This is a genomic window from Paracoccaceae bacterium (assembly GCA_033344815.1).
In the GTDB taxonomy this organism is placed as follows: domain Bacteria; phylum Pseudomonadota; class Alphaproteobacteria; order Rhodobacterales; family Rhodobacteraceae; genus Roseobacter.
The window spans coordinates 191,245-207,709 of sequence record JAWPMR010000001.1; the positions used below are offsets into that span (position 1 = coordinate 191,245).

General features: G+C 54.1%; 16 protein-coding genes, 1 riboswitch and 1 other annotated feature. Of the genes, 7 read left to right on the plus strand and 9 right to left on the minus strand.

Annotation, left to right across the window (positions count from 1 at the left end; genetic code table 11):
• The first annotated feature begins 2 nt into the window (after window positions 1-2).
• Window positions 3-689 (plus strand): invasion associated locus B family protein, encoded by a 687-nt coding sequence (locus R8G34_00920; GenBank protein MDW3221444.1) that lies wholly within the window; start codon window positions 3-5, stop codon window positions 687-689.
• A 27-nt stretch (window positions 690-716) separates the two neighbouring features.
• Here R8G34_00920 and R8G34_00925 read toward each other — a convergent pair whose 3' ends face one another.
• Genes R8G34_00925 through R8G34_00940 form a run of 4 tightly spaced genes read right to left on the minus strand, consistent with a single transcriptional unit; the run spans window position 717 to window position 4,968 of the window.
• The gene (locus R8G34_00925) at window positions 717-1,925 is read right to left on the minus strand and encodes a beta-ketoacyl-[acyl-carrier-protein] synthase family protein (GenBank protein MDW3221445.1); all 1,209 of its coding nucleotides are present in this window, start codon (window positions 1,923-1,925) and stop codon (window positions 717-719) included.
• A gap of 7 nt (window positions 1,926-1,932) precedes the next feature.
• The gene (locus R8G34_00930) at window positions 1,933-2,190 is read right to left on the minus strand and encodes a phosphopantetheine-binding protein (protein ID MDW3221446.1); all 258 of its coding nucleotides are present in this window, start codon (window positions 2,188-2,190) and stop codon (window positions 1,933-1,935) included.
• A 30-nt stretch (window positions 2,191-2,220) separates the two neighbouring features.
• Window positions 2,221-3,321: a UDP-3-O-(3-hydroxymyristoyl)glucosamine N-acyltransferase gene (locus R8G34_00935; protein ID MDW3221447.1), complete on the minus strand. Its 1,101-nt coding sequence runs from the start codon at window positions 3,319-3,321 to the stop codon at window positions 2,221-2,223.
• 33 nt (window positions 3,322-3,354) lie between these two features.
• Window positions 3,355-4,968 carry a L,D-transpeptidase family protein gene (locus R8G34_00940; GenBank protein ID MDW3221448.1) on the minus strand — a complete coding sequence of 538 codons (1,614 nt, stop codon included), beginning with the start codon at window positions 4,966-4,968 and terminating at the stop codon, window positions 3,355-3,357.
• A 304-nt stretch (window positions 4,969-5,272) separates the two neighbouring features.
• Here R8G34_00940 and R8G34_00945 point away from each other — a divergent pair, with 304 nt between their 5' ends.
• Entirely contained in the window at window positions 5,273-5,842 is a 570-nt protein-coding gene (locus R8G34_00945) for a DUF882 domain-containing protein (protein ID MDW3221449.1), read from the plus strand.
• Between the two features lie 1,023 nt (window positions 5,843-6,865).
• Window positions 6,866-6,981 (plus strand) — a sequence feature (AL1L pseudoknot).
• A gap of 88 nt (window positions 6,982-7,069) precedes the next feature.
• Here R8G34_00945 and R8G34_00950 read toward each other — a convergent pair.
• The 3 genes from R8G34_00950 to R8G34_00960 all read right to left on the minus strand — a co-directional run bounded on the left by R8G34_00950 (window position 7,070) and on the right by R8G34_00960 (window position 9,158).
• Complete coding sequence (locus R8G34_00950) at window positions 7,070-7,264, minus strand: hypothetical protein (protein MDW3221450.1); 195 nt, start codon at window positions 7,262-7,264, stop codon at window positions 7,070-7,072.
• A gap of 662 nt (window positions 7,265-7,926) precedes the next feature.
• The gene (locus R8G34_00955; GenBank protein MDW3221451.1) at window positions 7,927-8,922 is read right to left on the minus strand and encodes a metallophosphoesterase; all 996 of its coding nucleotides are present in this window, start codon (window positions 8,920-8,922) and stop codon (window positions 7,927-7,929) included.
• The gene (locus R8G34_00960; GenBank protein MDW3221452.1) at window positions 8,922-9,158 is read right to left on the minus strand and encodes a Xaa-Pro dipeptidase; all 237 of its coding nucleotides are present in this window, start codon (window positions 9,156-9,158) and stop codon (window positions 8,922-8,924) included. The genes R8G34_00955 and R8G34_00960 overlap by 1 nt, the downstream gene beginning before the upstream one ends.
• Before the next feature lie 909 nt (window positions 9,159-10,067).
• On the opposite strand from R8G34_00960, the gene R8G34_00965 reads away from it, so the two are divergent.
• On the plus strand, window positions 10,068-10,541 hold the full coding sequence (locus R8G34_00965) for a hypothetical protein (GenBank protein MDW3221453.1): 474 nt from the start codon (window positions 10,068-10,070) through the stop codon (window positions 10,539-10,541).
• Between the two features lie 957 nt (window positions 10,542-11,498).
• A riboswitch (cobalamin riboswitch) is annotated at window positions 11,499-11,774 on the plus strand.
• A 170-nt stretch (window positions 11,775-11,944) separates the two neighbouring features.
• Here the strand turns inward: R8G34_00965 and R8G34_00970 are convergent.
• Together R8G34_00970 and R8G34_00975 are read right to left on the minus strand one after the other, a co-directional pair.
• Window positions 11,945-12,502 carry an IS3 family transposase gene (locus tag R8G34_00970; protein ID MDW3221454.1) on the minus strand — a complete coding sequence of 186 codons (558 nt, stop codon included), beginning with the start codon at window positions 12,500-12,502 and terminating at the stop codon, window positions 11,945-11,947.
• Window positions 12,503-12,828: 326 nt separating this feature from the next.
• Window positions 12,829-13,239 (minus strand): methyltransferase domain-containing protein, encoded by a 411-nt coding sequence (locus R8G34_00975; GenBank protein MDW3221455.1) that lies wholly within the window; start codon window positions 13,237-13,239, stop codon window positions 12,829-12,831.
• 199 nt (window positions 13,240-13,438) lie between these two features.
• On the opposite strand from R8G34_00975, the gene R8G34_00980 reads away from it, so the two are divergent.
• From R8G34_00980 to R8G34_00995, 4 genes are all read left to right on the plus strand, one after another.
• On the plus strand, window positions 13,439-14,515 hold the full coding sequence (locus tag R8G34_00980) for a nitronate monooxygenase (protein ID MDW3221456.1): 1,077 nt from the start codon (window positions 13,439-13,441) through the stop codon (window positions 14,513-14,515).
• 36 nt (window positions 14,516-14,551) lie between these two features.
• The gene (locus tag R8G34_00985; protein ID MDW3221457.1) at window positions 14,552-15,073 is read left to right on the plus strand and encodes a methyltransferase domain-containing protein; all 522 of its coding nucleotides are present in this window, start codon (window positions 14,552-14,554) and stop codon (window positions 15,071-15,073) included.
• A gap of 270 nt (window positions 15,074-15,343) precedes the next feature.
• Window positions 15,344-15,883, plus strand: coding sequence for an alpha/beta hydrolase (locus R8G34_00990; protein ID MDW3221458.1), 540 nt, complete (start codon window positions 15,344-15,346; stop codon window positions 15,881-15,883).
• Between the two features lie 121 nt (window positions 15,884-16,004).
• Window positions 16,005-16,172 carry a hypothetical protein gene (locus R8G34_00995; protein MDW3221459.1) on the plus strand — a complete coding sequence of 56 codons (168 nt, stop codon included), beginning with the start codon at window positions 16,005-16,007 and terminating at the stop codon, window positions 16,170-16,172.
• Window positions 16,173-16,465: the final 293 nt, after the last annotated feature.

Sequence of the window (16,465 nt, forward strand, 5' to 3'; positions counted from 1 at the left end):
CAATGGCGCGTGATTTTGACCCATCAGACCTGACACCTCCGGATCATCATGTTACACCGCTCCAAAGCAACGAAAACGGAGCGATCATGCCCAAATCCTATTCCTTTTCCGCCCGTGTTTTGGCCATGGCTGCACCGATGGCGCTGCTGACAAGCCTGGCGGTGGCACAGTCGGATACATCCTCGGACAGTTCCACAATTGCAGATGAATTAAGCCTCGGTGAAGTGACACCGAAGGTGGGTGAAACCTATATCAAAGAAAAATTTGGCGATTGGGACATGCGTTGCATCAAAACCGAAGATGGCGAGGATCCTTGTCAGATGTATCAGCTTCTGGCAGATGAACAGGGCTCTCCCATATCGGAATTCACGCTGTTCAAGCTGCCCGAAGGAGGGCAGGCTCAGGCCGGGGCAACCGTTGTCGTGCCGCTTGAAACGTCCTTGGCATCTCAGTTGACCATGAAGATTGATGACCAACCGGCAAAACGCTACCCGTTTGCTTTTTGCAATCAGGTCGGCTGTTACGCTCGGATCGGCTTGACGGAAGACGACGTCAATCAACTGAAACAAGGCAACCAGGCTCTGTTGACGATTGTGCCGATTGTGGCCCCCGATCAGCGGGTTAATGTCGCCTTGTCTCTGAGCGGGTTCACGGCCAGTTTCAATGTGGTCTCGATCATTGAGCAGTGATGGACGCGTGACATGCTGACGGCTGGTCTATACCCGTCGTAAGGCCAGCACAGCATTCATGCCCCCAAAAGCGAAGGCATTTGAAATTGCCACTTTGATCTTTGCATCACGGGCGGTATTGGGCACAACATCCAACGCGCATTCCGGGTCTGGTTCCTCATACCCTATGGTTGGCGCGATGATGCCGTCGCGTAACGCCATGATACAGGCCAACAGTTCTACCGCGCCGGTGCCCCCGATCAAATGCCCGTGCATCGATTTGGTCGAGCTGATCATCAGGCTGTCGGCATGTGGACCAAAAACATCTGCCACAGCTGCGCATTCGGTTTTGTCATTGGCCGCCGTACCCGTGCCATGGGCGTTGATGTAGCCTACGTCTTCCCGGTTGATCCCACCATCCGCCAAGGCCCCGGACATCGCGCGCGCAGCGCCATTTTTTGACGGCATAACGATGTCGCTGGCGTCCGAAGACATGGCAAACCCAGCCACTTCGCACAGGATATCCGCACCGCGCGCCCGTGCGTGTTCAAACTCCTCAAAGACAAATACGCCTGCGCCTTCGCCTTGCACCATGCCATTGCGGTTTGCCGAAAACGGACGACAGGCATCGCGCGACATGACGCGCAATCCTTCCCATGCTTTGACGCCGCCAAAGCACAACATGGACTCCGATCCCCCCGTCACCATGGCCGGGGCCATGCCCGAACGGACCATGCTGAAAGCCTGCGCCATCGCGTGGTTGGAGGACGCGCAGGCGGTCGACACAGTGAAGGAAGGCCCCTTGAGATTGTGTTCCATGCTGACGTGGGAGGCGGCTGCATTATTCATCAACTTTGGCACTACAAAAGGATGAACGCGGTTTTTGCCGTCCTCATAAACCGACCGGTAGTTATCATCCCACGTGCTGACACCGCCCCCCGCCGTGCCTAGCACGACGCCAGATTTCGCTGCCAATTCACCGCTGAAGACCAGACCGGATTGATCGATCGCTTCCTTCGCGGCGGCAAGTGTGAACTGGGTGAAGCGATCATATAGCGACATCTGTTGGCGGTTATAGCGGCCTTCAGCTTCAAACCCGCGGACCTGCCCACCAATCTGGATCGACAGGCGTTCGACATCGCGCAAGGCCAGCGGTCCAATCCCGCATACACCTGCTTGCATGGATGCCATGGTTTCGACCACATCATGCCCAAGGGCGTTGATGGTGCCGGCGCCAGTGATCACCACGCGTTTCATCTGCTCTTCAACTCTGTTCGTCTTTCAGACGTTCTATTCCGGCGATAATCGAGGCCACGGTGGAAACATCAAAATCGGACTCCGTTGGTGCATTCGCATTGAAAGGCACGGAGATATCGAAGGCCTCCTCAATGGAAAAGATACTTTCCACCAACCCCATGCTGTCGATTCCCAGATCCTCCAACGTGTGGTCCAAAGCTACATCAGAAGGTTCAAGGAGGGCTTGTTCCGCGATGATGGAAATGACCCTGTCTTTGATGCTCATCCGCCCTGCCCCTCAATACGCTCGCGCAATTCAGTCATCCGAACCCGATTTGAACACCGCCTGCTTCAAGGCAGCTACATCCCGCATCAGACGTGGCAAACGCCGCATCGCCTTATAGGATTCCATCTGTGTTTCCATCTTTGTTGCGGGTGAACCAAGAATTGTCCGACCTGCCGGGACGTTGGAGAAAATCTTGCTGGCACCGCCTGCAATCACACCGTCGCCAATGAAGATATTGTCGCTGACACCAACCTGCCCGCCCAGGACCACGTTGTTGCCAACACGCACTGACCCGGCGATGCCGACCTGTCCGCAAATCAGGCAATCATTGCCGACAATACAATTGTGTCCAATCTGGACGAGATTATCAATTTTCGTACGATCCCCCACTTTCGTGTCCCGGATGGTCCCGTAGTCAATTGTCGCGTTTGCACCCACTTCGACATCATCACCTATGGTCACCGCCCCCAAAGAATGAATGCGCCGCCAGGATTGCGCCTGAGCGTCCTGTTGATCGCCAAGGCTGGCGCGCGCGGCTTCCACCCCGGATGTATCAGGTGTCGCAAATGAAAAGCCGTCGCCGCCAATGCGCGCGCCGGGTTGTGCTATGAACCCATCTCCTATGCTCACACGCGCGCCAATGGACACGGCCTCGCGCAGATAGGTGTTTTGTCCAAGTGTCGCGTTCCAACCAATAAAACACTGTGGGCCAATGATGCTGCCTGCGCCGATGCGGGCCCCCGCCGATATCACTGAAAATGGCGCGACACTGACGCCCTCGCCCAGTTCAGCTGTGGGATCAATGATGGCGCTGGGATGAACGCCGGCTTGATACCCCTGCCCTTGATCCAGCAGGCGCGTCAGCCCTGACATAGCGTATCGGGGTCTTCTGGGGACAATCGCCGCCTTGAGGCCAAGCGCTTGCCAATCCGCGCCTTGCCATAGCAATGCAGCCTGTGCATCACCCGCGCTCAAAGCTTCGGCATAGGTCTTGCTTGTGGCGATGGCGAGATCATCAGATCCGGCGTCTTTCGGCTCGGACGCCCGCGCAATGCGGAGTGACACGTCACCAAAGGCATCCGCCTCAAGGGATGCTGCAATCTCCGCGACGCTGTAACTCGTCTCCGCCATGGCGATTTGCCCTCATGCTATTCACGGTTCGATTTAACCCTGAACAGCGCGCAATGCCACCCCTGCTTTGGACAGTGCATCCCAAATTCTGGCATCACGCCCATAGATGTCGCGACGGAATTCGGTGCGTCCTTTCCCATCCACAAAAGCTGTGCGGTAAATAATATGCACAGGTACCGGGCTCTCGAGGTTTACCTGCTGCTCTTTGCCGGTTGCCAATTTGGCCTGAAACAACCCTTGCGGATCATTTGTCTGCTTGGCCAACAGCGCATAGGCAAAGTCAAAGGGATCCGCCAGGCGGATGCATCCGTGACTGTAGGCACGGGTCTCGCGCGAAAAGAGGTTTTTGGCCGGTGTGTCATGCAAATAGATATTGTGTGGGTTGGGGAACATGAATTTCACCAGACCCAATGCATTGCCACGGCTGGGTGGCTGGCGCATGGCAAAGGGAAATGACCGTGCCGTGAATTGGGTGAAATCGACCGCGCCACGGTCAATTCGGCGACCCTGACGGTCGGTGATCTCAATATGGTTTACGGCATTCGGGTCCTTTTGCAATTCCGGCAGGTATTCCTTGGTCACAATGGAACGCGGCACATACCAGCTTGGATTGATGACCATGAACTCCATCACATCAGAGAATTCCGGAGATTGGCGCGCTGCCTCTCTGTGACCAATCACGGAACGTGTTTCAAAGGTCACCTTGCCATTGTCGATGATCTTGGCGGAGAAATCCGTGAGGTTCACCTCGACATGGCGCCGCCCGCGTTCTTGATTGAGCCAGCGTTCGCGCTCCATGGCAACGATCACCGACTGTAGCCGGGTCTGCACGGACGTATTGATTTCAGCCATCGTTCCGGGACCGGCAACACCGTCTTGCGCCAGGCCGTGGCTGCGTTGGAACTCCTGTATTGCAGCAGTCATTTTGGCATCATACGCCTGCCCGGCATTGCGCTTCATGTAACCCATGCGCATCAGACGGTCGCGCAATGCAACCACAGCAGCGCCTGAAGCGCCCGGTTTCAGGGTCTTGGAGGGCACCGTCTGACCCCAGCCGCCCTGCGCGAGCAATCGTTCCAGGCGCAGTTTTTCTTTCATCAATCCAGCATACTCAGAAGTCGTCGGGGCCAGCGCGCGAAAAAACCCTTTGGGCGATGATTTGACAAAATTCACCAGGTAGGACGTGCGATCCCGATACGGCACCTTGCGCACAATGGCTTTGTCAACGCGGCCGGGGATCAGCACGCCTGTCTGAATGTCGCGGGCGTATTGCAGGAAAACACGGCTGATTTCGACCTCAACCAATCCGATGTCGCGCGGACTGCGTGCAGCTTTCATTTTTGCCTGAAGCCCGGCCACGTCATAGCGCGCCGCCGGCAGCCCGTGGTCCTCTGCGGATTTCAGCGCGTCTATCAGGGCGCTGCGCCGATTGCGGTCACGTCCATTGCCCGTCCAGATGCCTTCGTAACCGTTGGATTTGTAAAAGGCCGAAATGTCCTTGTCCCGCGCAGATGCCTCCGCCACCGCTTGTTTGAAGGCGACACCCTGCGCCTGAACAGGAGGTGTCAAAATCAAGGCTGACAGCACGAAGAATGCGCCAATCAGAAGACCGAGACATGAGCGGTTGCACTGAACCAAAATCGACATGAAAACCCCGTCAGTTTAGATATTTTCCACGTGTGTGAACATCCAAATTGACCCTGTCCAATAACATTTCAGTTTTCTGTCAAAGAAAGACAAAAATGATGCAACGGCGCATCTGCTGTGCGCCATTTACCACGAAACGAGCCGAATTGGCGGTATTTTGCCTAAAATTGCCCCTAAATAACCGATCTGTCGTTCAGTACTTGGTTAACAATCGCGGCTATGAAATAACCATGTTGCGTCTGGGGAAGAGATGACACCCTCGTGTAACATCACGGGCAAAGGCAGAATACGGGGCGAAAACCAAATGACGATCGACAGCTCAATGAGTATGTCCCGCCGTGCACTTTTGAGTGCGTTCGCGGCGACGGCAGTAACGGCAGCACCAACATTTGCGAACGCAGCAGGTTTCTTGCGAGGCGGTGGAGATATTCGACGCGTTCGGATGTATTCGGGTCGAACTGGCGAGCGGATCGACATGATCTACTGGATCGAAGGCAAATACGTTCGAGAAGCTGTCAAGGAAATCAACCACTTCATGCGCGACTGGCGCACTGATGGCATAAAGTCCATGGATTTGCGCACAATCGACATCATGTCTGCAGCGCACAACCTTTTGGACGCATCAGAACCGTATATGCTGCTGTCTGGCTATCGCAGTCCGCAGACAAACGCGATGTTGCGGTCACGTAGCCGTGGCGTTGCCAAGAACTCCCTCCATGTCAAAGGGCAAGCTGCAGACTTGCGGTTGTCGAGCCGATCTGTATCACAGATTGCTAATGCTGCGCGCGCATGCAAAGGCGGCGGGGTTGGTAAATACTCTCGCTCGAATTTTGTTCACATGGATTGTGGCGTGGTGCGCACGTGGGGTCGCTGAGCCGGGCACGTTCTGCGATAAATTTACCATGTATGCAGCCCTAAGGGCCCTTCTTGTCGCATGATAGGCAACAGTAAAAAACGAGACTTTTCGTTTTGAAGGCCGGCGTAAGCTGAAGTAATCAATTGTCGGCCAACTCGGCAGCCACGTGACACGCTTAGAATGCCGACGGCTGCGCATTCGAAAACGTATTTGTTGATTGCGCGCGTTCGTTATCACAGAAGGCTGTGCAATTGTTGTCAACGATGGCACCGGCCACGATACAGGTTGCCGATCATCGGACTCTGAATCTGATATGGGTTCGACTTGTCGCACAATCTGCGCTTGATCGTTCTTCGTAAAGTGCGTTTTGCATCCCCGACCCGTAGACTAGCCGTGCTATTCGTCCAAGTGCTCCTGCGTCTACCAAACGCGCACCGCGCTGAAGCGTAATATATTCGTCTTGATGTTCCCGCGCACTTCAAACAATTCGACTGCAATTTTGGGCAATAGTTTTTTTGCGCTTGTCTCACAATTCGCCGTTTCCAACACGCGCACCTGCCCAAGAGTACTAATACATGCGCGTTGGTTAGTTAATCACAGTCAATAGGTGTTCAGACTTCGCGCATCTTTATATTGAGCTGAACGCCCTTTTGTTGGTTTCTCTGCAATAAAACAAATGTTGCACCGCCCTGTTGGGTCAACGTGAACCTGCTGTATTTTTCCGGAAGCCTTTTGGCAGTCAGAATATTGGGATTTGGCAAAGAAGCGCTTTGGGAAGGGACGTCCGAACGAATTATATGCACGTGCCGTGTTTATGGGTTTGGAAAAGAGAGTGAGTATCAAAGTCGTCAAGCGGCGCTTTCATCTGTTTTGCGGAAAGTTGAATGCGACCGAGACAGCCTTCGGATTTGGATTAAACCGCACGAGACGGTCATTGGCGCCCACATTGAATTAGCGATAGCCGAGCGTGATCGCATCAGGGAACCAGAACGCAATAACCGTCGAATATGAAAGGCTTACGAGATCCCTAAAAATGACCTCCTCTAATTTTGCTTAGGCGGAGATCGACCGCCCGTTGCGCAAAAAATTGCCTTCATTGAGGAACACCGCGATCAATGCGGAGTGGCGTTGATGTGCGGCGGTCGACAAAGTGCCCGGTCCACTTTTCATGAAAATCTGGCCGTGGACCATGATCCTGAACGAGTCTTGGATCGCGTCAATCGGGAGGCCTGGCTGCGCGATGCGTCAAAGCGGGTTTGGGAATAAAAACTGTCTGTCTGAGGGGCGCGCAAACTGTGGTATGCGATGAAACGGGCAGGCTTTGGTATGGCCCGCTGCACCGTTGAAAGGGTGATGCGCGACATGGGCAGAGACGGCGTTCAGCGCGGCAGACAGGCCAAAACCACGCACGGCCAACTTGCCGGGTTCTGCCTCGTACACGGCGAACTCGCCTTTTCGCGTATCAGGATCTGGCCCACTTTGGGTGCCCGATTTTACAGGCCTGTCCGCATGGCTCGAATTTGGCTATGTGGCTTTCGATATCGACAGTTTTTGCCCACCGGATCGTTACCTGAAAGGCGGCGACGTCCCAAATCACCTGGTTCGTCCCCGATGCTTAGGATCAGGCCGATTACGCTCGCCGCCCTGCTGAACAGCGCCTGCCCCCCTCTGATCGCGGCTGCCAATATGTATGCATCAACTCATCCGAAAGACAGCGCACGACCAGGAGAAGCCTTGCGTCGTCAGCCCTGGTGATTCATCGAACACCGCGCTTGCCAAAACGACATTCGATCTGCCCTTAACCCAGGTCATCATTCGCGGGGGAGCACGGAAATCAAAAACCAAGTCGCATTGTAAACGCGCAAATGGGGTTATGGGGTCAACACGTACCAAGCTAAAATGTCTCCAGCAATACCGCAGGGGGGCGCAGCAAATGAAGCCATGCGGCCGTGTTGCGTTTAGACATTGGAGCAACAGTAGGGAACGCCCAGAATGTTCGCCGACCCGTCAGATAAGGTCACAATAGGCTGTGGGCTTCGGGTTGGCTTCCGACAATTGGCCAAGACAATCAGATGTCGGCACACTTAGCGAAAAGCGGAAGGTCAGCACTTAGCTACATCAAAACATGGTGCGACTTTCGTTCCTGGAAACTCTAACCTGCGATCCCTAATGCCCTGAAGCATCAGGTTCACAAGCTCAACCTCATCATCTCGAACAGTAACCAGCATCACGTGATCCTCGGACAGTCCCTTCTCGGGAAACTGCTCGCCGCCGGTTGTAGCGAGTTGGATGTAGTCTCGTCCGTAACGCTCTCGGTGCTCGTAGAAGTGCTCATGGCCGTTGAACACCGTATATTGCATGTCCTTCAACGCCGCCTCTAACCTATGAAACTCGGTTTCTTCGGCTTCCCATGCCGGCTTGTGGGTGATGACAAAAGTATGGCGGACGTCACCATTCGATGCGACCGCGTCAACAAAGTAATCACCCTGAGCCCTGCTGATCGCGCCTGTTGTCCGCTCAGGGCTTTGAGCATAGGGCGTTTGAGCGAAGGCTTGAGGTCCGTCCGATTTGTAAATCTCTACAGATTCTGCCCGCTGATTAGCGATGATTTCACGCCGTTCTGCTGTCATATCTTCGGTATCCAGCACCAGAAAGAGAACGTCTTTGAACCGGAAATGGTAATAATACGGGCCATAGCGTTCGGCCCAGACTTCACGTTCCAGAGCGCTGGAGAGGTCGTGATTTCCGCCTACGTAAATGACCGGAGCGCCGATCAGGGAGGCACGACGATCAAAATCCTCCCATTCAGCAATCAGTTCTTCCCGAGTGCCGCCACCTTCGATCAGGTCGCCCACGCTGATCACAAACTCAGGCCGCAGCAATGCCATCTGGCGCGCGGCAATTTCAAAGATGTCATCTCTTTCGCCGCCCGTCAGGTCCGAGTGAAGCACAAAAGACAAATCGCTTGGATCATTGGCTTTCAGCCTTTGAGTCCATGGGGTGGCTTCCCCGAAAATGGGGCTCTCAAAGGATTGTGCCGTGACGCCGGAAGCGCAAAATCCGACCACCACGGCAACTATCGCCAGACCATAGACCATCAGCTTTCCTCCAAGTCTTTTCTGTAAATCAAACCGTTCCTCATGATCACGTCAACAATCTCTTCGTAATCGATCAATATTTCTGTTCCTTCTAAAGGGATGCCGCTGACCCACAAGGTATCCGAGAAAGCGCCTGCATCGATGGCTCCAAAAGGACCGTCCCGACGAGGGTTCAACTCACCGATCATGGCCAGAAATTCGGCCTTTATCGAGGTCGCGCTACGAAGGGACCCCATAGTCGTACTGTATTGCTCCAGACAGGTTAAATCCAGTGCCGCAGCAAAACGGTTTTTCCAGGCGCCGAACTGATCTTTTCGAATTGCGGTTCACTAGTCGAACTCTTTCATCGGGCGTGTGTGGTCGTCGAGCCCCTCTTTAGCTGTAAAAAACTCTTTGCTGTTAGGATCACATAGAAAAGCCACGACTTCCTGTGGAAGTTGGAGGCCTTGGCAACCGGGCATAAGGAAAGTGTTTTTGTTATGCAGGACTTTTGCCGCCGCTTCGGTCATAGGTGTGCCGTGTTCGAACACTCATGACATTTTGCATCGCACGAATAACTAATGCATCACCATCGGCGTGCACCGCAACATAGGTGCCGTTTCCAGCACCCTCCCCCGTCGCAACGCGGAACTCTTGAGCAGCTTACCGAAACTTGCAGAGCGGGTCGATGCTGGATGACAGGCCGCCGCCTGTAATCACTTTGATCTAAACTGCGCCGCGCCCAAGAGCCTTGCGCTCTGCGCGCTCCAACTCTGCCGGATAGTTCGCAGCAAACGAGAAAAGCTCGTAGACCGGCGATTTATACTTTTCCGTATTTCGGTGCGGGTCGTTGTTCTGGCGAAACGCTCCGTGCCCTGAAATTGGAACGAAAACAGGGATTGATCAGTGGATGCGTGGCCCCCGATCCTACCGTCTTCGATAGCGTGGTGCACGTCCATGCAAGGACGATCGATGTCACGCAAGGTAGTCCCGACACGCCCAGATAATCGTCAGTTTCCGCAGCCGCGGCGACGCCGATGTAGGAGACATCGTGCATGTCGACCCAAGTCGTCGCACCAAATGACAGCATAAGGTGGCTAGTGGCGCCGGATCAGTCAGTTTTTGTGATTGTTGCGTAGCAGAACTTCTCGCAATGCGCACAAGATTTGGGAGGTTGGTCAGTCCACCTGCTTTCCATTGGAGATGAAGGTCCGCTGGCAGACTACCGACATGCAAGCAGTTCGGGGTCGCTGTACGAGTTGTTGAAAAGACGTCGCCAGAAGGGCGGGATTGATTTCGCGCTGATCGATGCAAGCGCCGGATCAACTGACTTAAATACATTTGCGGTAGAGTGGTGTGATCTGGCAATGATTTTGTGTGCAGGGACCGGCGAGACCATAGACGATTTTGACGGCATGCCGGACATTCCGAACCATCGGCAAGAAGCCCGGATACGGATTGCTGCTCCCAATGAGGCCAACGGAGAAAGGGTTAACGTAGGTACTGGAAGGAATAGTCCCCGGTCCTATGAAACTGGTTATCAGTTTCTGAGATTCTTAATGGCAAATACTCGAACGGACATATTCCAAAATACCGGCGCGGATGAATTTCAAGACGCGTCCAACGGCGAAAGCGCCTAGCGGCCACAGCGTTACGTTTAAAAGAAGCGTTCAAGCATTCAACGCTTGGCTGGCTGTTCCAGCTTGCACTTGGGAGATCGTCTGGCATCTCAACGGTTTTGAACGCAAGCCGGCACCCACGTCAGAGGCAGCCATTTTGAGTGCTACGTCACATCAAACAAAACAGGCGGACTTATTTCTGATGACGTATTCATCCTTGCTTTCGTGATGATCACTATTGAAAGATGCGCACATGGTCGACGCTTTAATTACTTCCCATGCCCAAAATCTTGTGTTCACACAAACATAAACGAGTCGAAGGAAAACAACCTTCCTTGGAAACTTTGGCTCCAGTTTGCCGGATGGGATAAGAAGGCTGTTGCCATCGAAACGCTTGCACAGGCGTGCGGCGCTCATGTCTATGGCTCGCAAAAACATCAATACCTAAAAGTTGGAATACAAAGGAAATCTAGCTCACCAGAACAGACCAACGCACTATTATGAAAAAGCAGATATGATCGAGAAGATAACTGATTATCTTTAGCTGCCGGTCTGTTGGTCAATCGTAGTCCAAACTGCAAGCGATCCGGCGCTCATTGAAATTCAGCGTCAAGGTTGCGCCGTTAGATGCTCTTCCATCGCGATGCTGCAATGCGGCGCACCGGTGCAGACATTCGCTGCGCCTGCAAAGTCAGGCAATCTACAAATTCACACTTTGCGGGACAAACCGGACTTGTGCTGGTGTAGCTATCGCTAACTTAGCATTTTTTGCGCAATCGCAGTGGTATCAAAGATGTAAAGCAGAGTGAGCCCCAAACCGGTCACTTATGCCTTTAAAGGAAGCTGAACCCATTTCATCTTGTTTCTTGCCCCAGTTGTGATCGAAAGTTCGGCGTCGAACAAAATCATCGGTCCAAAAATCGGAACTATCGTCCGTCCCAAGAAGACAGTTCAACATTGACCTCCCATCAATTCTAAGCCAACGGTGGGAGAGATGGTTTCCTACGGTGCGATCGTGGGATGAAACGGGAATACGGTGAGGTTGCCAACCGGCAGCAAGTCCGCGACTGCCCCCGCAACTGTGAGCGGAGAGCGACGCCAAAGATCCACTGGCCAAAGTGCCGGGAAGGATTGATCCGCGCCACTTGGTTGGTTCACTTTGAATGTTAGTGCATGATTGGCCTGGGTTTCATCGGGATGATGGTTTCCGGAGCCGGTGGGCGGTAGCCTGGGGCCCTATGTTGTCGTTTGGTGTTGTAGTGTTTCCTCCATTGTTCGATCAGGATTTGCGCCTCCCTTAGCGAGTAGAAGACCTCTCCGTTCAGCAGTTCATCCCGAAGCCTTGCATTGAAGCTTTCACAATACCGGTTCTCCCAGGGCGAGCCGGACCCGATGTAGGCGGTCTTGGCACGGACTGCTGAGATTCATTCTCGAACGGCCTGAGCGATGAACTCTGGGCCGTTGTCTGACCGGATGTAGGCAGGGACACCGCGCAGAATGAACAAGTCGGTCAGCGCGTCGATACCCTCGGTCGAGTTCAGCCTCCTCTTCACTCGGATCGCGAGGCACTCCCGTCTGTGTTCATCCAGGATGTTGAGCGTCCGGAACGCTTTCCCATCATCGGTCCGATGATGAACGAAGTCATAGCTCCAGACATGGTTGCGGTATTCAGGCCTCAGCCGAACACAGGAACCATCCTTCAGCCAGAGCCGTCCTTTCTTTGGCTGTTTCAGGGGCACTTTGAGCCCTTCACATCGCCACAGGCGTTCGACCCGCTTGTCGTTGATCTGCCAGCCAGCATCTCTCAACAGAACCGCGATCCGGCGGTACCCGTATCGACCATATTGGCGCGTCAGCTCGATCATGTCAGACACCAGACGATCTTCATCGGCGCGGCCAACGGGCACCCGCCTCTGTGTGGAGCGAGGCTGCCCCAGGACACGACAAGCACGACGCTCCGAGATGTGGAGCTGACTCCGCACATGGTCAATGCAGGCACGGCGACGTGAAGAGCTCAGTCGTTTCCCCGTGCGGCCTACGACAGGACCAGCTTGTCCAGCGTCAGGTCCGATACCGCTCGCCGCAGCCGATCATTCTCCTTCTGAAGCCGCTTTAGCTCTTTCAGTTGGTCGGTTCCCATCCCACCATACTGCTTAGGCTAGCGATAGAAGGTCTGTTCTGTGATCTGCACGTCGGATGGCGTCTACGCGCGCCATCCCTTGGCCGCACAGCACCTCAACCTGCCGCAACTTACTGACAATCTCTTCCGGCTTGTGTCGCTCGATTCCCATCTTTGACCCTCCGATTCCTAACCATAGGGGCCGAACACTTCAGTGGGGCAGCACCAGTACTTCCGATGAAAACGCCTCAATATCCGGGACATATTCGGCGCCTTGTGTGCTGACGACAACATCAAATAACTGTCGTCAAATTGGAGCGCTGTCGCATCTGCGCATTGATAGCTGAGCCATTCACGTTGATTCCGCCGCTTGGCGCGATCAATCATCTGTTGAGAAATATCGATGCCGACCACTTTACCGTTTGAGCCAGTTTGATCGGCGATGGCTGCGGCGAGAAATCCGAGTCCAATTCCAATATCCAGAACGAGTTCTCCCTTTTGGACCGCGATCCTCCCAAGCGTATCGTTGCGTTGCGCAAGGACGTCGGGTCCAAGATATACTGCCACTAAGCGTTCTGCCGCCGCCTCGTTGTATTCCATTCCCATAGAGCCCTTCGTCATAACATTTACGCTAGCATCATTTCGTCATTTTAAGAAACTGTGAGGGGAACAAGACAACGTGTCTTTGTGCCGTCTTCCAGACATTCGCTTCCAGTTCACGCAATCCATCAGCTACAAGCGCCATTGTCGCGTGAGCAGCTTGGTCCAAGCGCCCCCTTTGACCGATGCTGAGTGATGGATGGCTGTCCGCTCTGGTCAGTACACGCCGATTGACACACCCAACAATCCGACGCTCAATACATCCGTATCTTGGAGAAAAGCTGTGACAACGAGCCTTTTGGACGTCCTTCGAATTGAGAAACCAATATTGTCCGCCCCTATGGCAGGCGCAGCAGGACCAGACTTGGTAGCTGCAGTTTGCAATGCCGGTGCCTACGGCGTTATCCCGCTTTGGGGCGGATCAAAGGAGCACGTAAGCGCTGGTATAGATGAGCTTCGAGCACGGACGGATCGGAATTTTGCCGTCAATCTGAACCTGTCGTTTCCCTTTGAAGAACAGCTGGAAGTTTGCATCGCCAAAGGTGTCCACGGGGTATCACTGTTTTGGGGCGTGGAGCCTTCGGCGATCAGACGGGCCAAGGCAGGGGGGCTGATTGTCTTGGCAAGCGTCGGGAACGCTCAGGAAGCGCGAATAGCCGCTAATGCTGGTGCCGATGCCATCGTCGCTCAAGGATGGGAAGCAGGAGGTCACGTTTGGGGGCAAGTCTCGACCATGGCGCTTATTCCGGCCGTGGCGGACGCGGTCGATATTCCAGTTGTGGCAGCCGGGGGCATTGCCGACGGGCGCGGGATGGCGGCGGCCATCATCCTGGGGGCATCAGGGGTCTGGATCGGAACGCGACTGTTGGCCAGTTCAGAGGCGACGATCCACGACGTCTACCGCAATCGCATCCTTCAAGCGTCAGAGGCCGATACGCAATGGTCCCACGATCTTTACGATGTCGACTGGCCCGACGCCCCCCATCGAACGCTGTCGAATTCAACGTCGCGTGGCTGGATGGATGCCGGGTGTTCAGCGCCCGGTGGAAGGCCGAATGAAGAGCAGCAGATCGGGCACCGGCCAAATGGTGATCCAGTGGTTCGATATCAGAGCTATACGCCCTTGCCCGAAACAACGGGCAACGTCGAAGCGATGTCGCTTTGGTCAGGGCAAGGCGTATCGCTGGTACGTGAAGTGATGCCCGCAGCAGATATTGTTGAGGATATCTATGGGAACGCAAAGACGCTTCTGCAAAATGGACCCTTTGCGCTTTGACCTACGTGAGGTGGTTTAGACGAAAGGACGGCTAAGATGACATTTCAATTGGTGGGGAATGGTCCGCAAATTTACGAAGAGGTCATGGACCATTTGTGGTTTGGTCGATGGGCATCTGCGCTTGTAGACATGCTTGCACTCCGGGACTCGGAAAGGGTGCTGGATGTCGCGTGCGGAACTGACGTAACTACGGGCATTGCAAAGCAGAAAGTCGGCGCGAGCATGACGATCATTGGGCTGGATATCAACGCGCCGATGCTCGCCAAAGCGAAAGAACTGGCGGATGATCCTGATATAGGCTGGCTCGAAAGCGATGTATGGGACAGCGGTCTGACCGCCGAGACCTGCGATGTCATCCTGTCAAAGCGCGGCTACCATTATTTCCCGGACAAACCTGGCACGCTGAATGAATTTTATCGCCTTCTTACGCCCGGCGGGCGTATGGGGTTCGCGGTCTGGCACGGTCACAGTGCGTACACGCATGCGCTTTGTGTAGCCGTTAAACGTCACATCTCACCTGAAGCAGCGCTCACAAAGGCAAACTCCATCAGCCAATGACCTGAAGGAACAAGTCACTCATGCAGGTTTTTCTGACGTTCGGGTTCATAGGCAGGAACTCTTGATAGATGTGCCCCGCCCTTCAGAATTCGTTCCATTGCATCTTGCTTCGAAGCCAATCGGAGGGGCATTTCTCGCGCTTTCGCAAGATGCTTAGGCGGAGCTGGTCGATAATGTAGCGGCGGCCTTGGGTGATTGCATGCAAGAAGATAGGCTTATCTATCCTGACGCAGTCCATGTCGCGATCGGATACAAGTCGGACGATCATCCATGCTTATTGAAATTTTGAATGGTTATATCAGTGCGCATACGCGCTCCAGTGGCAGGCCCTTTTTGGTGTTGCACGGTGGCGGCCTGGATCATCGGCATATGGTAGACGCAATTGAACCGGTTTTTCAGGAAAACTCCGATTGGGAGCGGTTCTACATCGACCTGCCTGGGCACCGCGATTCCAAAGTGGATGCCAGCATTCATTCTCAGGTTGATGTGTTGAAAATGGTTAGCCAGTTCGCAGACCTGACTTTCAATGGCGATAGGTTCGCAGTCATAGGTGAATCGCGCGGTAGTTATCGCGCCATGGGATTGGCGCATACACGGCCTGATTTCCTTTTGGGCACGATGTTGATTGTTGCAGATGCGATGCCGGAATCGACTGCAATCTGGCGGCCGAAGCATCAAACCCTTGTGTCAGCGCCGCATAAAATTTCGAAAAAATCTCCCACCAAACGCCGCGGGGCGCTTCGCAAGACTGGTTGTTCAGAACGCCGATATTCTGGAGAAGCTCCAGCAGACAAAAATACCGGCTGCTGAACGCGTAGACGAGGACTTTGCAGCGCGGCTCAAAAAGAACTTCAATTTTTCGTTTGACCTTTCGAAACCCGCAACGGGTTTCGACAAACCTTCACTTGTGGTGAACGGACGACAGGATGCCATGGCTCGTTACCACGATATGATCGAAGGATTCCACCAGTATCCGCGCGCTAATTTTGCCGTGCTGGATTGTGCGGGTCACAGTCTTGCATGGGAGCGCCCAGAGCTTTTCCAAGCCCTTGCTCAGAATTGGTTGCAGCGACTGGATGACAGCCTTTCGTCAGATTAGCTCTTTCGAACAACCATGATCGGGGGGGCTTTACTTTTGACAACCAACGGTGCCATCACGGAGAACATCGTCCTTCAGTACCTAGAACAGCATATCGCTAACCCTACCGACGCAAGTCGGTAGTTGTTTAGTATCTGTGAACGAGAGCGAGCCAAGCACGATTGCTCGCGCTCATGCCGTCATTGGCACAGCCACCGCTAAAATTCCCTTTTCTCAACATTTCGATCACTGGGCTCTTTTTCTCTACCTGTGATTTGTCTGAGCGACCACTTTTCCCTCCGCAATGCCGCATA

Bases quoted from the DNA above. Each gene is read 5' to 3' on its own strand.
- R8G34_00985 (MDW3221457.1), top strand. From the start codon at position 14,552: ATGACATTTCAATTGGTGGGGAATGGTCCGCAAATTTACGAAGAGGTC.
- R8G34_00940 (MDW3221448.1), bottom strand. From the start codon at position 4,968: ATGTCGATTTTGGTTCAGTGCAACCGCTCATGTCTCGGTCTTCTGATT.
- R8G34_00980 (MDW3221456.1), top strand. From the start codon at position 13,439: ATGGCTGTCCGCTCTGGTCAGTACACGCCGATTGACACACCCAACAAT.
- R8G34_00955 (MDW3221451.1), bottom strand. From the start codon at position 8,922: ATGGTCTATGGTCTGGCGATAGTTGCCGTGGTGGTCGGATTTTGCGCT.
- R8G34_00995 (MDW3221459.1), top strand. From the start codon at position 16,005: ATGGCTCGTTACCACGATATGATCGAAGGATTCCACCAGTATCCGCGC.
- R8G34_00960 (MDW3221452.1), bottom strand. From the start codon at position 9,158: ATGGGGTCCCTTCGTAGCGCGACCTCGATAAAGGCCGAATTTCTGGCC.
- R8G34_00925 (MDW3221445.1), bottom strand. From the start codon at position 1,925: ATGAAACGCGTGGTGATCACTGGCGCCGGCACCATCAACGCCCTTGGG.
- R8G34_00990 (MDW3221458.1), top strand. From the start codon at position 15,344: ATGCTTATTGAAATTTTGAATGGTTATATCAGTGCGCATACGCGCTCC.
- R8G34_00930 (MDW3221446.1), bottom strand. From the start codon at position 2,190: ATGAGCATCAAAGACAGGGTCATTTCCATCATCGCGGAACAAGCCCTC.
- R8G34_00975 (MDW3221455.1), bottom strand. From the start codon at position 13,239: ATGGAATACAACGAGGCGGCGGCAGAACGCTTAGTGGCAGTATATCTT.
- R8G34_00935 (MDW3221447.1), bottom strand. From the start codon at position 3,321: ATGGCGGAGACGAGTTACAGCGTCGCGGAGATTGCAGCATCCCTTGAG.
- R8G34_00920 (MDW3221444.1), top strand. From the start codon at position 3: ATGGCGCGTGATTTTGACCCATCAGACCTGACACCTCCGGATCATCAT.
- R8G34_00945 (MDW3221449.1), top strand. From the start codon at position 5,273: ATGACGATCGACAGCTCAATGAGTATGTCCCGCCGTGCACTTTTGAGT.